Origin of the sequence: Kitasatospora sp. NPDC059146 (genome assembly GCF_042786665.1) — a bacterium.
Taxonomy (GTDB): Bacteria; Actinomycetota; Actinomycetes; order Streptomycetales; family Streptomycetaceae; genus Kitasatospora.
In genome coordinates, this window is sequence record NZ_JBHZCY010000029.1 from 41,850 (window position 1) to 56,616 (window position 14,767).

14 protein-coding genes and 1 pseudogene are annotated in these 14,767 nt (G+C 76.4%); 11 read left to right on the plus strand and 4 right to left on the minus strand.

The features are described from left to right. Positions 1 to 77 precede the first annotated feature (77 nt). Positions 78 to 578 carry an EF-hand domain-containing protein gene (locus tag ACFXPX_RS15550; protein ID WP_380523003.1) on the minus strand — a complete coding sequence of 167 codons (501 nt, stop codon included), beginning with the start codon at positions 576 to 578 and terminating at the stop codon, positions 78 to 80. 368 nt (positions 579 to 946) lie between these two features. On the opposite strand from ACFXPX_RS15550, the gene ACFXPX_RS15555 reads away from it, so the two are divergent. The 4 genes from ACFXPX_RS15555 to ACFXPX_RS15570 all read left to right on the plus strand — a co-directional run bounded on the left by ACFXPX_RS15555 (position 947) and on the right by ACFXPX_RS15570 (position 5,314). Further along, the gene (locus tag ACFXPX_RS15555) at positions 947 to 2,425 is read left to right on the plus strand and encodes a carboxylesterase/lipase family protein (protein ID WP_380641578.1); all 1,479 of its coding nucleotides are present in this window, start codon (positions 947 to 949) and stop codon (positions 2,423 to 2,425) included. 99 nt (positions 2,426 to 2,524) lie between these two features. Beyond that, positions 2,525 to 2,725: a hypothetical protein gene (locus tag ACFXPX_RS15560; protein ID WP_380523000.1), complete on the plus strand. Its 201-nt coding sequence runs from the start codon at positions 2,525 to 2,527 to the stop codon at positions 2,723 to 2,725. Between the two features lie 61 nt (positions 2,726 to 2,786). Continuing rightward, a complete protein-coding gene (locus ACFXPX_RS15565; protein ID WP_380522999.1) occupies positions 2,787 to 4,274 on the plus strand; it encodes a phenylacetate--CoA ligase family protein in 1,488 nt (495 codons plus the stop codon). Then, complete coding sequence (locus tag ACFXPX_RS15570; protein WP_380641580.1) at positions 4,271 to 5,314, plus strand: hypothetical protein; 1,044 nt, start codon at positions 4,271 to 4,273, stop codon at positions 5,312 to 5,314. The genes ACFXPX_RS15565 and ACFXPX_RS15570 overlap by 4 nt, the downstream gene beginning before the upstream one ends. A 17-nt stretch (positions 5,315 to 5,331) precedes the next feature. On the opposite strand, the gene ACFXPX_RS15575 is transcribed toward ACFXPX_RS15570, so the two are convergent. Continuing rightward, a complete protein-coding gene (locus tag ACFXPX_RS15575; protein WP_380641582.1) occupies positions 5,332 to 5,913 on the minus strand; it encodes a TetR/AcrR family transcriptional regulator in 582 nt (193 codons plus the stop codon). A 51-nt stretch (positions 5,914 to 5,964) separates the two neighbouring features. On the opposite strand from ACFXPX_RS15575, the gene ACFXPX_RS15580 reads away from it, so the two are divergent. From ACFXPX_RS15580 to ACFXPX_RS15590, 3 genes are all read left to right on the plus strand, one after another. Next, complete coding sequence (locus ACFXPX_RS15580; protein WP_380641584.1) at positions 5,965 to 6,483, plus strand: GNAT family N-acetyltransferase; 519 nt, start codon at positions 5,965 to 5,967, stop codon at positions 6,481 to 6,483. Between the two features lie 476 nt (positions 6,484 to 6,959). After that, entirely contained in the window at positions 6,960 to 7,643 is a 684-nt protein-coding gene (locus tag ACFXPX_RS15585; RefSeq protein WP_380641586.1) for a hypothetical protein, read from the plus strand. A 449-nt stretch (positions 7,644 to 8,092) separates the two neighbouring features. Then, entirely contained in the window at positions 8,093 to 9,148 is a 1,056-nt protein-coding gene (locus ACFXPX_RS15590) for an NAD-dependent epimerase/dehydratase family protein (RefSeq protein WP_380641588.1), read from the plus strand. Between the two features lie 32 nt (positions 9,149 to 9,180). Here ACFXPX_RS15590 and ACFXPX_RS15595 read toward each other — a convergent pair whose 3' ends face one another. Next, positions 9,181 to 10,329 (minus strand): sensor histidine kinase, encoded by a 1,149-nt coding sequence (locus tag ACFXPX_RS15595; protein WP_380522990.1) that lies wholly within the window; start codon positions 10,327 to 10,329, stop codon positions 9,181 to 9,183. After that, positions 10,326 to 11,162: a response regulator transcription factor gene (locus ACFXPX_RS15600; protein ID WP_380591543.1), complete on the minus strand. Its 837-nt coding sequence runs from the start codon at positions 11,160 to 11,162 to the stop codon at positions 10,326 to 10,328. The genes ACFXPX_RS15595 and ACFXPX_RS15600 overlap by 4 nt, the downstream gene beginning before the upstream one ends. Positions 11,163 to 11,451: 289 nt before the next feature. On the opposite strand from ACFXPX_RS15600, the pseudogene ACFXPX_RS15605 reads away from it, so the two are divergent. The 4 genes and pseudogenes from ACFXPX_RS15605 to ACFXPX_RS15620 all read left to right on the plus strand — a co-directional run. Continuing rightward, positions 11,452 to 12,129: pseudogene (locus ACFXPX_RS15605) on the plus strand (glycosyltransferase family 2 protein); the annotation flags it as partial. A gap of 135 nt (positions 12,130 to 12,264) precedes the next feature. Beyond that, entirely contained in the window at positions 12,265 to 12,792 is a 528-nt protein-coding gene (locus tag ACFXPX_RS15610; protein ID WP_380641618.1) for a DUF2064 domain-containing protein, read from the plus strand. Further along, entirely contained in the window at positions 12,789 to 13,442 is a 654-nt protein-coding gene (locus ACFXPX_RS15615) for a methyltransferase domain-containing protein (protein WP_380400304.1), read from the plus strand. The genes ACFXPX_RS15610 and ACFXPX_RS15615 overlap by 4 nt, the downstream gene beginning before the upstream one ends. Before the next feature lie 130 nt (positions 13,443 to 13,572). Next, a complete protein-coding gene (locus ACFXPX_RS15620) occupies positions 13,573 to 14,757 on the plus strand; it encodes a thioesterase domain-containing protein (protein ID WP_380641590.1) in 1,185 nt (394 codons plus the stop codon). The last annotated feature ends 10 nt before the right edge of the window (positions 14,758 to 14,767 follow it).

Below are 14,767 nucleotides of genomic sequence, written 5' to 3' on the forward strand. Positions count from 1 at the left end.
CTGCCGTTGCCCGTGCCACGGCTCCTCCCCGCCCTGGGGAGGAGCCGCTCGGCGTTCCCCGGCGTCGGCGCCGGCGATCAGTCGGAGCCGTAGGCGCCGGCCAGCGCGGAGGCGCCGGTGGTGAGGAAGTCCCGGATGCCCAGCAGGTAGGCCTCGCGGTCGACGAAGCCGTCCCGGTCCGCGTCGAGGACGTCGAAGGCCGCGTCGACGTCCTGCTCCGCATTGCCCGAGGCGGTGCGCAGCCGGATGAACTCCTTGCGGTCCAGGCGGCCGTCGCCGTCCGCGTCGGCGAGGTCGAACAGGGAGCCGAGCGCGGGCCGGCAGGTCTCCTCGAAGGCGTCGTGGCCGGCCCAGGAGCTGTACGCCTCGAAGGTGACCCCCTGGTCCCGGCCGGCGGACAGCTGCCGGAAGACCTCCTCGTGGGTGTCCCGCGCGACGAGGACCAGCGGGTCGTGGCGGTCGCGACCGGCGGCCGCGGCGGCCCGCTCGACCCGGGCCAGGTACTCGGAGTGGGAGATGACGCCGTCGCCGTCGGTGTCGAGCATGGAGAAGATGCGGCGCTTCGCGGTGTCGGACACGGTGGCCCCTTTCGTTCGCTTTTCGTTCGCTGCACGTGATCGGAATCGGACGGAACGTTAGCGCCGTTCACCCCTTCGGGTCCGGAGGACATGCCCGGGTCGGCCTCCACCCGCTCCACCCGGGGGTGGAGCGGGCAGCTCCACCCGCGCGCCTATGACACGGCGTCAGGCCGCCCGCCAGGCTGGGGCCGTGTCACGTCGCGGCCCCGGCCGGGGGTCGCGGGTGCGGAGTCGGAGGTGCGCGTGCACAGGGTGAAGAGGTGGGCGGCGACGGCCGCGGCCACGCTGCTGGCGTTGGCGCCGGCCGGATCGGCGGGGCCCGGGAGGCCCTGGCGGCCGACGGCCGGCAGGGGCACGGGTGTCGCGCCGTGACCTCGCTGGGCCGGGTGGAGGGGGTGGCGCAGGAGGGCCGCTGCGCCTTCCTCGGGGTTCCGTACGCGGCGGCGCCGACCGGGGCGAACCGGTTCCGGCCGCCGCGGCCGCAGGAGCCGTGGGGCGGCACGCTGCGGGCGGTGGAGGAGAGGCCGGGCTGCCCGGAGGACCTGGGCGCGGGCGGGGAGGGCGTCGAGGACTGCCTGCACCTGAACGTGTGGGCACCGCGCACCGGGGGCGGGCACAAGCCCGTCATGGTGTTCCTGCACGGCGGCGCGTTCCAACTGGACTCCGCCGAGGAGCCGGTGTTCGACGGCGGCCGGATGGCGGTGCGCGGCGACGCGGTGGTGGTGAACCTGGACTACCGGCTCGGCATCCTGGGCTGGACGGAACTCGGCGGCCTCGACCCGGCCTACGCGGGCTCGGGCAACAACGGCCTGCGGGACGAACTGGCCGCCCTGGAGTGGGTGCACCGGCACGTCGCGGCCTTCGGCGGGAACCCCGCGGACGTCACCGTGTTCGGGCAGTCCGCGGGCGCCGTCTCGATCAGCGCGATGCTGGCGGGCGACCACCCGGAGCGGCTGTTCCGGCGGGCCGTCGTGCAGAGCGGCCCGGGCTACCTGGTGCACACCGCCGGCTCCGCGCGGCGCGCCGCCGAGCACGTGTTCACGACCGGCGGCATCCACGCGGTGGCGGACCTCGACCGGCTGACCACCCGCGAGGTCCTGGAGCTCCAGCAACGCGCCCAGGGCGGCCTGTCCGGGCCGTCCGCGGCCGTCTTCTTCGGCCCCTGGATCGACGGCTCGCTGATCCCCGGCCCGGTGGTCGAGCGGGTCGCCGCCGGCAGTGCCCGCCACGTCGAGGTGATGGCCGGCACCACCGAGAACGAGACCGACTTCTGGGCGCTGTTCAACCCGTCCGTGCTGGACCTGCCGCTGAGCGGCTACCGGACCTTCCCCGCCGTGCTCGCCGACCGCAAGCAGCGGATGTACGACCGGTACGCGGCGAACCGCCCGGGGCTGCCCGAGGGCCGGGTGGTCAACGCGATGCTCACCGACCAGACGGAGCGGATCCCCACCCTGCGCCTCGCCGAGGCGCAGTCCCGCTGGCGGCCCACCTACGTCTACCAGTTCGACTGGCACGTGCCGTACGTCCCCGGGCTGCCGGCCGCCCAGAACCTGGGGGCCGCGCACACCCTGGAACTGCCCTTCGTCTTCGGCGGTCTGCAGCTCGACCGGTTCCCGCGCGGCGCGCAGACCGTGGCCGAGCAGCGGCCCGCGCTCACCCGGCTGTCCGACCGGATGATGACGGCCTGGACGGACTTCGCCCACGGCGACGGGCCGGGCTGGCCGTGCTACACCCCCGACTCCCGCGCCACCCGGATCTGGGACCTCGAACCGAGCGTCCGGTACGCGCCCCACGACGACGAGCGCGCGCTGTGGGACGGCTACGACTTCCCCGACCTGGACTTCTGACCTCACCGACTCTGCCGTGACAGCAGGAAGTCGATCATCGGCGGGCGCCGCTCCACCGGCGCCCGCCGACAACTGAGGTGAATCGTCGAGGAATTACCCATGCACATGGGCTGTTCCGGGACCCCGCTCCGTGCCTACACTGCCGCTGCCCGGCGACCACTTCTCGGCCGCGGGCGACACCGCAGCGCGCGACCCGTACGGCCGCGCGCCCGCACGGAGGAGGAACCGACCATGGTCAAGCACTACCTCAAGTACGCCTACAGCACCCTCACCGCCGCGATGTTCCTGCACATGGCCTGATCCGGCCGACCCCGGCCAGGGCCGGGTGGCGTACCGTCCGACCCTGGCCCGGGGAGCCCGCTTGTTCGCGACCGCCATCAGTCAACTGCGCTACGGTGCAGCGATCCTGACGAACCGCCGGATCCGTCCCGGCGACCTGGAACGCCTCGCCCGCGACCTGGTCGACACCATCGCCGAGTTCGGTGAGCCCGGCGAGGACTCGGCACTGCTGCCCGGCCGGGCCGGGCACGTCGACCCCCAGCTGCGCCGCGAGGTGGCCCGGCGCAGCCTGCGCGCCACCGCCCGCGCCGCCGTCCGGCACACCGCCTACTACCGCCGGCGGTTCGCCGAACTCGACCTCGATCCGGCGACCTTGGAGCCCGAGGACTGGTCGCGCGTGCCGGTCACCCCCAAGCAGGCGCTGAAAGCGCTGCCCGCCGCCTTCGTCTCCGCCGCCGCCTCGCCCGCCCTGATGGCGCTCACCACCGGCACCAGCGGCACCCCCACCGCGGTGTGGTTCTCCCGGGCCGAGATCGAGACCGCCATCGCGTTCAGCACCATCTCCGCCGTGCTCGGCCTCGGCCTGCGGCCGCGCCACACCGTCGCCTACGCGGGCTGCTCGCGCGCCACCCTGCCGCTGGTCTACGCCGAGGAGTCGACCACCCGGGCCGGCGCCGGCTTCGTCCAGTTCGGCACCGTCGACCCGGCGTTGGCGCTGGACCGCCTGGCCGCCCCGCTCGGCCTGCCCGGCCGGGCGCCGCAGATCACCCATCTGACCACCTCCGCCTCCTACCTGGCCGCACTCGTCCAGGAGGCCGAGCAACAGAATTGGCAGCACGGCGACTTCGGGCTGGAGTCGATCAGCGTCGGCGGCGAGGTGCTGTCCGCACCGCTGCGCCGCCGGGCCGAGGCGGTGTTCGGCGCGGCCGTGGCCTCGGCGTACCTGATGACCGAGATCCTGCCCTCGGGCGCGAGCCCCTGCACCGAGGGGCATCTGCACCACACCACCGAGTTCGGGCACCTGGAGGTGCTGGACCCGGTCAGCGGGGAACCGACCGCCCCGGGCGGGATCGGCACCGTGGTGCACACCCCGTACGTGCCCTACCGCGAGTGCACCCTGCTGCTGCGGTACGCCACCGGGGACCTGGTCCGCCTCCCGGACGGGCCGCCGGACTGCGAACTCGCCCACCTGCCGGCCACCTCCGGGATCCTCGGCCGCTGGTCCGGCCCGCTGAGCACCGCCGTCACCACCCGCGAGGTGCTCGACCTGGTGGAGGCCGAGCCCGAAGTCCCGCTGCCCGCCCGGTACGCGCTCACCGAGGGGCCCGCGGGGCCGACCGGCCCGGCCCGGCTGCACCTGCTGGTCCCCCGGCTGCCCGCGACCGCCCTGCTCGGGCGGCTGGAGGAGCGGGCGGCGGCGGCCGGCCTGCGGCTGTCCGCCGTCGTGCTGCACGAGGACCGGGCCACCATGCCGCCGACCGCGCCCGTCCGCGCCGACCTGCGCGAGCACAGCTTCGAGGCACCGGGCGCCATTGCCCCGGCGCCACCGACCCCAGGAGGCGTTGGATGAGCGTCAGCCCCCTCGCGCTCACCGCGCTGAGCGCCGCCGTCGCCGTCGAGATCGCCGTCGCGGCCCGCTACCTGGCCCGGGTCCGGATGCCCCGGCCGCCGGTCGGGGTGTACACCGGGGGCGACGTCGCCGTGCTGTGCACCGGCGTGGTCCTCGCGCCGCTGCTGTACACCGCGCTGCCCGGGGCGGCCGTCTCCGCCGTGTTCGGCCTGGTCCTGTGCCTGGCCGTGCAGTTCACCCTCGCCCCGCTGCTCACCACCGCCGGGCTGCGGGCCGCGCCGTGGTCCTGGGCCGCCGCCCTGGCCGGCACCGCCGCCACCGCGCTGGCCGCCCTCACCGGCCACCCGGACGCGGCCCGGGCGGGCAGCGGCCTGCTGATCGCCGTCGCGGTGGTCGGGGTCGCCAACCTGTGGACGCAGAGCGGCCTGCGGGCCGGGCACACGGCCGCGCTGGCCGCCGTACTCACCGCGTACGACCTGGCCGCCACCACGCTCACCGACACCACGGCCCGCTTCTTCACACAGGTCCAGGACCGGCCGTTCGCGCCGATGCTGGCCCTCACCGGCGGGGACCGGCCGGTCGGCCTCGGCCTCGGTGACCTGCTGCTGCTGGTCCTGTTCCCGCTGGTCGCGGCGAAGGCCTACGGCCGGGCGGCGGCCTGGTCCGCCGCGCTCACGGGCGTCCTGGTGACCAGCGCCGTCAGTGCCTGCTTCGCCCTCGGCGCGCTGTCCGGCGGCTTCCCGCTGCTGACCGCGCTCGGGCCGCTGATCGTCGCCCAGCACCTGTACTGGCGGCGGCGTTCGGGCGGTGAGCGCACCACCGCCCGCTGGCGCGAGGGGCGGCCCGGCCCGACACCGGCGCCGTCCGGCACCGAACTCGCGGCCGCGCTGGCCGCGCCCGCACCCGAGGGCACCCCGCCCGGCAGCTGGCTGGCCCTCGGCGCCGGCCGGGTCCTGGGCACCGGCCCGACCCCGGGCCTGGCCCGGCGCGACGCCCGCCGCCAGGGGGCGGACGCCCCCACCACGGCCCGGATGGTTTGAGCACCCCGGCTGCGGCCTCAGTCGAGGGTCGCGTCCAGGAAGTCCCGCCAGGCGGCCTGCACCCGTGCCGCGTCGGACTCGCCCCCACCGGCCAGCAGGTCCAGCAGCAGCCCGCGCAGCACGGCGAGCACCACGGTGGGGTTGGCCCGGGTGCCGTCGAGCACCCGGGCCAGCGGGGGGAGCCATTCCGCCAGCGAGGCGGTGCCGAAGTCCCGCCAGGGTTCGACCTGCCCGAAGGCCCGGACGTACCCCTCGAAGAACAGCCGCAGCGCGCCCCGGCGTCCGGGGTCCGCCAGCCAGGCCCAGAGCCGTTCGAGGGTCTCCCGGGCGCTGCCGCCCTCCTCCTCCGAGCGTTCCAGCAGCGCCAGTTGCTCGGCCCGGCCGACCGCCAGCACCGCCCGCACCAGTTCCTCCTTCGAACCGAAGAGGTAGAGCAGCACGCGCGGGCTGGTGCCGATCCCGGCCGCGAGCGGGCGCAGCGAGAGGTCGGACACGTTGTGCTCGGCGACGTACCGGACGGTCGCGGCGAGCAGGTCCTCGCGGCGCACCGACGGGCGGCGCGGCGCGGGGTGGCTGGGTGCGGAGGCTGGGGTGGACACGTGGTCTATCGTTCCACTGAAACGAGTGTTTCAGTGGAAGGGGATGGAGCCATGGCCACCACCGCACCCGGAACCGTGACCGTCCGCGAGGCCGACCGGCCCGGGGACCTGGGCGCCGTCGCGGCCCTGCACGGCGTCCTGTACACCCGCGAGTACGGCATGGACGCCACCATGGAGGCCTACGTCGCCGCCGGCATGGCCGAGTTGGTGCTGGCCGGCGCCGTCGAGGGCTCCGCGGCACCCGGCCGCCTGTGGGTCGCCGAGCTGGACGGCCGGGTCGTCGGCGCCGTCGGCCTGGTCCGCGCCGAGGAGCGCCCCGGCTGGGGCCAGCTGCGCTGGGTGGTCCTCGACCCGGCGGCCCGCGGCCGCGGCCTGGGCCGCCGGCTGCTCGACCTCGCCCTGACCGAGGCCCGCCAGCGCGACTACGAGGGCGTGCTGCTCTGGACGATCGCCGGCCTCGACGCCGCCCACCACCTGTACGCGACCGCCGGGTTCGAGCTGACCCTCTCCCAGCCCGCCCACAAGTTCGGCCTGGACACCGTGGAACAACGGATGGAACTCCGCCTCTGACCACCCGCCGCCGGCCTGCCCGCCGCCGGCCGGACCCGCGGACGCGGGCTGCTGGACAGCGGCCACGCGTTCGCCCGGCCCGAGGGAAACCCGATCCATCCGGTCCCGCACAGCTCGTCGATCGACGCCTACCTGTGCTCCAGGACCGGGCAGGTGATCGAGTCGCGTCAGGAGCCGTGGACGAGGCCTCCGGCCGTCCTCGGCCGTACCAACTCGCAACACGACCGGGTGAAGGGCACAGCCGATGGTGCCGACCTGCCGCGACACAGCTCGACGGACAATCCGGCGGCCGTCCACCTGTACTGGCGTGATCGAGTAGCAGCGCCGGCCGCGTCTGAGTACGCGTACTCAGGCGGGGACGGCTGCGGCTGTCGGAGCATGGGGCCTGCGCCCGGCAGTGGCTCCGAGGTTCCACGGGTCACTGCGGGCGGCCGAGTCCTCGTCCTCCCACCAACCCCTGCCACGGAGTCCCTTTCATGCGTACCGACCTCCTGCTGCGCTCGGCCGTGCCCGCGACCGCGGCGCTCGCCCTTCTGCTGAGTGCCTGCGGGCCGGACCAGGGCGGCGCGGACGCCCCCGTCGCCGGGCCGTCGTCGGCCGCCTCGGCGGGAGGGACGGCCGGCACGGCCGCGCCGTCCGTCACATCCGCGGCCTCCGACCCCGCTCAGCCGGGTTCGAGCCCGAGCCAGAGCGCCGTCGCGGGCGGTCGCTTCGCGGGGGCCCCGGCGGTCGGGGCGAAGGCCCAGGGCACCTACCACGACGGCGACAAGGGCGACATCTCGCTCAGCATCGCCCCGACGAGCGTGGTCAAGGGCGACATCGGTGACCTGGCCAAGTTCCTCAAGCCGGAGGACATGACCGGGAAGACGCCGTACTACGTGAACGTCACCTACACCCACACCGGCGGCAACGGGATCTTCGAGCCCTACTTCAACCGGCAGCTTCGGGTGATGGTGAGCGACACCGCCCAGGCCCGCAAGGTCGACCTGCTCAGCAGCTTCCCGAAGTGCGAGAGCGACGTCCCGAAGGGCGGCAAGGACTTCGTCAAGGGGCAGAGCGAGCACGAGTGCGCGATCTACCTGGCGCCGAGCGACAAGCCGCTGACGAACCTGCTGTGGATCGACAAGGACGGCAAGCCCCTCGCCTGGAAGGCGGGCTGACAGCAACGCGGGAGGCCGCGGCGCGCTCCGGCAGCGGATCGCCGCCGCCCGCGACTGAACGGCCCGCGTGCGGGGGACGGTTCAACTCCGCACCGCCGGGCGGCCGTTCTGGACGGATGCGCCTGGAACCGGGTGCCCGCTGGACGGTTGTCAGGTCTGGTGGGGCGGGCCGGCGGGAAGAGTACTGACAACCGGATACGGGCCCGGCCGCAACTCCCCCACGAGCGCGACCGAGCCCCGACCGGCGACCGGGCCTGGGCGTGACTCCCCCCACGGAGCAACGGCCGGGCCCGTCGACTGTTCATCCGGCGACACGCAGCGTACATGTCATCTCTACCCAGCGCTACCTCACGGTCGACCGGGGCGTCCCCACGCGGTTCCTTACCGAAGCGTGACACGGACGCCGGATCGGCCGTTCGCCGGGGCCGCGGGCGGTAGCGTCCCCGGTCATGAGGATTCTGGTCACCGGCGGCGCCGGGTTCATCGGTTCGGCCGTCGTACGGGCCCTCGCGGCGGCGGGCCACGAAGTCCGCGTCCTGGACGCGCTGCTGCCCGCCGTCCACCCCACCGGGGCGGTCCCCGCGCTGCCGGACGGCGTCGACTTCCGGCACGCGGACGTCCGGGACACGGAGGCCGTCGAGGCCGCGCTGGCCGGGGTGGACGCGGTCTGCCACCAGGCCGCCATGGTCGGGCTCGGCCTGGACCTCGACGACGCGCCCGCCTACGCGGGCTGCAACGACCTGGGCACCGCCGTCCTGCTCGCCGCCATGGCCCGGGCGGGGGTGCGCAGCCTCGTCCTCGGCGGGTCGATGGTGGTCTACGGCGAGGGCCGCTACCGCTGCCCCGAGCACGGGGAGGTCGCCCCCGGCCCCCGGCACCCCGGCGAGCTGGACGCCGGACGCTTCGAGCCGCCCTGCCCCGAGTGCGGCGCCGGGCTGCGCCCCGGCCTGGTCGCCGAGGACGCCCCGGCCGACCCGCGCAACGTGTACGCCGCCACCAAGCTCGCCCAGGAGCACCTGTCCGGCGCCTGGGCCCGCGCCTGCGGGGGCCGGCTCCTGACGCTGCGCTACCACAACGTGTACGGGCCGGGGATGCCGCGCGACACCCCGTACGCGGGGGTGGCCTCGCTGTTCCGCTCGGCGCTGGCCCGGGGCGAGGCGCCGCGGGTGTTCGAGGACGGCGGGCAGCGCCGGGACTTCGTCCACGTCCGGGACGTCGCGGCGGCCAACCTGGCCGCGCTCACGGCGGTCGGCGACCGGGCCCCGGGCAGCGTGCGGGCGTACAACACGGGCAGTGGCGAGGTCCGGACGGTCGGCGAGATGGCCGGGGCCCTGGCCGCCGCCCACGGCGGGCCGGCGCCGGTGGTGACCGGGCAGTACCGGCTCGGGGACGTCCGGCACATCACCGCGGACTCCGCGCGGCTGCGCGCGGAGCTGGGCTGGCGGGCCCGGGTGGGCTTCGCCGACGGGATGGTGGAGTTCGCGGCGGCGGCGCAGCGGGCCTGAGCGGACCCGGTCGGCTCGGCCCCCGGAGGTGCTCAGCCCCGGGCGGCCGGCAGGACGATCTCGAAGCAGCAGCCCCCGGCGACGTTGCGGACCCGGGCCTGTCCGGCGTGGGCCTCCACGATGCCCCGGACGATGGCCAGCCCGAGTCCGGCGCCGCCCTCGCCCCGCTCCCGGGCGCCGCCCGGGCCGGCCGGCGGCGGGGTGCGGGCGGCGCTGCCGCGCCAGCCCGTCTCGAACACCCGGGGCAGGTCCGGCTCCGGGATGCCGCCGCAGCCGTCGGTGACGGCGAGCACCACCTCGTCCGCCTCCCGGCGGGCGGAGACCGCGACCACGCCGTCCTCGGGGGTCGAGCGGATCGCGTTGACCAGCAGGTTGCCCAGCACCCGGGTGATCTCCCCGGAGTCCACCTCGACGGGCTCGGCGGCGACCGGCCCGCCCTCCAGCCGGACCCCGCGCTGCCGGGCCAGCGGGTGGGCCCCGGCGAGCGCCTCGTCGACGAGGTCGTACACGGACACCCGGGACACCGACAGGGCCAGCGCGCCCGCCTGGATCCGGGAGAGCTCGAAGAGGTCGTCGACCATCCCGGTGAGCCGTTCGACCTCGGTCCGCATCCGCCGCAGGTACTCCTCGGGGCGCTCGGCGACGCCGTCCTCCAGGGCCTCCGCCATGGCGCGCAGGCCCGCCAGCGGGGTGCGCAGGTCGTGCGAGATCCAGGCGATCAGCTCCCGCCGGGAGGTGTCCAGGGCCTGCGAACGCGCCCTGGACTCAGCCAGCCGGGCACTGGTGGCGGCCAACTCGGCTCCGAGCTGCGCCAGTTCCAGACCGAGTGGGCGCTCGGGCGCGGCGAACCCGCCCTCGCTGCCGACCGTCCGGGCGGCCGCGGTCAGCGCCCGGCTCCCGGCCACCACCTGGCGCCCGAGCAGCGCGGCGGTGGCCAGCGAGACCACCGCGGCCATCGCCAGCACCGTGATCACCACTCCGAGGTCGTGCCGGGACAGGAACATCGCCTGGGCCACCGCGAAGGTCCCGGAGGTGACCGCCAGCACCGTCACGGCGGCGACGCAGAACAGCGACAGCGCGAGCGAGCGGCGGCGCAGCAGCCGGACGGCCGCCCAGCCGAGCAGGCCCGCCCCGCCCGCGCCGAGTGCGGCGAACAGCGCGATCAGCAGCAGGTCCTTCACGCCGGGCCGCCCTTCCGGCCGGTCCCCGCGCCCTCGGCCGGTGCCGGGTCGTAGCGGTAGCCGACGCCCCAGACCGTGGCGACCAGCCTCGGCGCGGCCGGGTCGTCCTCGATCTTCTCGCGCACCCGGCGCACGTGGACGGTCACCGTGGAGAGGTCGCCGAAGTCCCAGCCCCACACCCGCTCCATCAGCTCCTGCCGGGAGAACACCGTGTGCGGGTGCCGGAGCAGGAACGCCAGCAGGTCGAACTCCCTTAGGGTCAGCGCCAGTTCACGTCCGCCCCGGTACGCCCGGCGGGCCTGCGGGTCTAGCGCGATGTCGCCCGAGACCAGCCGCCCACCGCCCGGCCCTTCCGCCGCGTCCGCCGCGTCCGCCGTGCCCGCCGAGCCCGCCGCGCCCGCCGCGCCCGCCCGGGAGCGGCGCAGCACCGACTGGACCCGCAGGACGAGTTCGCGCGGGCTGAACGGCTTGGTGACGTAGTCGTCCGCGCCGAGTTCGAGCCCGAGGATCCGGTCCGTCTCGTCGCCCTTGGCGGTGAGCAGCACGACCGGCAGTTCGGCGCCGTCCGGGTCGGTGCGCAGCCGGCGCAGGATCTCCAGGCCGTCGATGCCCGGCAGCATGAGGTCCAGGACCACCAGGTCCGGGCGGGGGGCGGTACGGGCCAGGGCGAGGCCCCGGGGGCCGTCGGCGGCGCGGTCGACGTGGTGGCCCGCGCGGGTCAGATAGCCGGCGACGACCTCGGCCACCGTGGGGTCGTCGTCGACCACCAGGATGCGGCCGGGCCGGGTCACCGGAGCGGTGGCGGCAGGCGCCGATGCGGTGGCGGCAGGCATCGGCCCGGCGGCGGGCGCCGGTGCGGCGGCGGGCGCCGGTGCGGCGGCGGTGGGGCTCTCGTTCACCTCGCCGAGGATACGAGCCGACGGCGGCCGACGGCGGCCACCCGGACGGCACGTCCGAGTTCCGTAAGATCCGCCGCGCGGCCGGGCGGCTCCCCGGCCGTCCCCCAGCCGCCCCCGGCCATCGCCCGGCCGTCCCCCGAACGGGGCGCACCGCCCGGACGTCGTACTTCCGTAAGGGCGCGGCTCTGCTCCGCCACCGCCCGGCGCGGTTAGCGTGACCGGCGTGACTCCTCCCCTCCCCCTCGCCCCGGTCGTCGACGTCGTACTGCCCTGTCTGGACGAGGCCGCCGCCCTGCCCTGGGTGCTCGGACGCATCCCGGCCGGCTGGCGGGCCGTCGTGGTGGACAACGGTTCGCGCGACGGCTCCGCCGAACTGGCCCGCTCGCTCGGCGCGACCGTGGTCGAGGAGCCCCGGCGCGGCTTCGGCGCCGCCTGCCACGCCGGGCTGCTCGCCGCCACCGCCGAACTGGTCTGCTTCCTGGACTGCGACGGCTCGCTCGACCCCGCCCAACTCCCCCGGGTCACCGGACCGGTGCTGGCCGGCACGGCCGACCTGGTCCTCGGGCGCCGCCGACCCGCCACCGCCGGCGCCTGGCCGGTGCACGCCCGGCTCGCCAACGCCGTGCTGGCCCGGCGGCTGCGGGCCCGCACCGGCGCCCCGCTGCACGACCTCGGCCCGATGCGGGCCGCCCGGCGCGAACGGCTGCTGGCCCTCGGGCTCGGCGACCGGCGTTCCGGCTACCCGCTGGAGATGGTGCTCGCGGCCTCGGCCGCCGGGCTGCGGATCGCCGAGACCCCGGTCGACTACCTGCCGCGCGCGGGCCGCTCCAAAGTGACCGGCACCCTGCGCGGCACCCGGCAGGCCGTCCGCGACATGCGTGCGGTGCTGGCGGCGCCGCCGCCGACCCTGCTGGTGATCGCCAAGGCGCCGATGCCCGGCCGGGTGAAGACCCGGCTCACCCCACCGTGCACTCCCGCGCAGGCCGCGGCGCTCGCCGAGGCCGCCCTGACCGACACCCTGCACGCCCTGTCCGCGATGCCCGCCGGGCGGCGGCTGCTGGTCCTGGACGGCGAGCCGGGCGGCTGGCTGCCGCCGGGCTGGGAGGTCGTCCCCCAGTGCGCCGGCGGCCTGGACCGCCGGCTGGCCGCCGCCTTCGCCCACGCCGCCCGGCTGGCCCCGGACGCCCCGGCCCTGCTGGTCGGCATGGACACCCCGCAGCTGGACCCGGCCGCACTGGCCGAGCCGCTGTCCGCCGCCCGGCGGCCGGGCCTGGACGCCTGGTACGGCCCGGCGGCCGACGGCGGGTTCTGGGCCCTGGGCCTGGCCCGGCCGACCGAGCGGCTGGCGGCCCGGCTGCTGCACGGCGTGCCGATGTCCACCCCCGGCACCGGCGCCGCCCTGCTGCACCGCCTGGCGCAGGCGGGACTGACCGTCCACCGGCTGCCCGGGCTGACCGACGTGGACACCGTCGAGGACGCCCGGCTGGTCGCCGACCAGGCCCCGCACAGCCGCTTCGCCGCCCGGCTGCGCGCCCTCGACCCCGTTCCGGAGGTGGCGGGTTGAGCCTCGCCGCGCCCTGGGTGGACGACCCCTTCGCCGAGGCCGTCCGCACCGGCTTCGGCCCGCTCTGGCTGCGCCGCGAGGACGGCCGGCGGCTGCACCTGGACATCGAGCGCTGGTGCGCCCCGGCGGCCGGCGCCGACCACAGCCTGCTGCGGCGCTGCGCCCGGCTCGCAGCGCCCGTCCTGGACCTCGGCTGCGGCCCCGGCCGCCTGGTCGCGGAGCTGCTCGCCCTCGGGGTGCCCGCGCTCGGCGTGGACGTGACCAGGGCGGCGGTGGCCCGCACGGTGGGCCTCGGCGGCGCCGCGCTCTGCCGCTCGGTGTTCGACCGGCTGCCCGCCGAGGGCCGCTGGGGCGCCGCCCTGCTCGCCGACGGCAATCTGGGCATCGGCGGCGACCCGGACGCACTGCTCCGCCGGAGCGCCGAACTCCTCGCCCCGGACGGGCTGTTGCTGGTGGAGGTGGAACCGGAGGAGGTGGACGAGCGGGCCGTCGTCCGGGTGGAGGGACCGGACGGGCGGCTCGGCCCGGCCTTCCCCTGGGCCCGGCTCGGCACGGCCGCCGCCCTGCGGCGTTCCCGCGCCGCGGGCCTGGCGGAGGCGGAGCGCTGGACCTCGCACGGCCGCCGCTTCCTCGCCCTGCGCAAGGGCTGAGCCGCCCCCGGAGCCCCCGGGCGACCGACCGACCGACCGGCCGACCGACCTGCGAGCCCGTCCGGACCATGCGTCACACTGGTGCGCACCGTCCGGCGTCCCGGGCGGCCGGGCACAGGAGGGGGCAGCGGTGGGCAGCGACATCGTCGGGGAGTTGGCGGCGGCACTCGGGTGCGACGACCCGGCGGTGGTACGGATCGACCGCGACCACCACCGGCTCACCGTCCCGGTCGGACCGTCCGGGGACCGGTTCACCGTCGACGTCCTCGGCGACCCGCGCACCGCGGACCGGGTGGCCCACCTGCTGCCGGGCGGCGGTCTCAACGTCGCCGCCAACTACTGCACCGCCCAGGGCCGCAGCCTCGCCCGCTTCCTCGCCGACCACGGCTGCCTGGTGCTCGGCACCACCCCGCGCGAGGACGCGCTCACCCCCGAGCGGATCGGCCCCCGGTGCGCCGACTGGGGCCTGGACGGGCAGCTGGCCGACCTCGAACGGGTCGTCACCGCCGCCTGCTCCGTCACCGGCCTGCCGTACGAGCTGCTCGGCCACTCGGCCGGGGCCGCGCTCGCCCTGACCGCCGCCGCCCGGCTCGGCGGCGAGGGCCCGCGGCGGGTGCTGGTGCTCGACACCACCGGCCCGTACGACCGGGAGCGGGAGCCGGAACTGCTGGCCCGCGCCGAGGAGTTGCACGAGCTGCTCGAACAGCGGCTGACGGCGGGCGAGTGGACCGTCGACCCCGGACTCAAGGGCCTGTTCGCCCGTGCGAGCACCGCCCCGGACGCCCCGAGCGGGCTGCCCCGGCCGGTGGACGGCGCGGCACCGTTCAGCAACCTCGGGCTGCTGCACTACGCGCTCACCCGCACCCGGGACCTGCCCGGCCCGACCAACTGGATCCACCACCGCGGCCACAGCACCGGCAGCTACGCCTTCGGCGCGGCCCCCGCCGACGACCGCTTCGCCCTGGCCCACTCCCCGCTCCCGGTCTGGCAAGAGGCGGTCGCCCGGCTCGGCAGCGGCCTCCAGCCGACCGCGCTGCTGCGCGACCTGGCGGCGCTCTGGTCCGACCGGGCCGAACCCGAGCTGCTCGACTGGGCCGCGATCCGGGCCGAAGTGGTCTGGCTGAACGCCGAGTTCGGCCGCGGCGACCACGACCTCGGCGCCCGCCTGATCGACCGGGGCGGGGCCAAGGTCGACTACCGGGTGGTCCCGGACTACGGCCACGGCGACATGGTCTGGTCCGCCACGGCCGAACGCGACGTCTGGGGGCTGCTGCTGCCCCTGCCCCGACCGGGGCGGCGCCCGGGACACCGGTGAGCACCGCAGG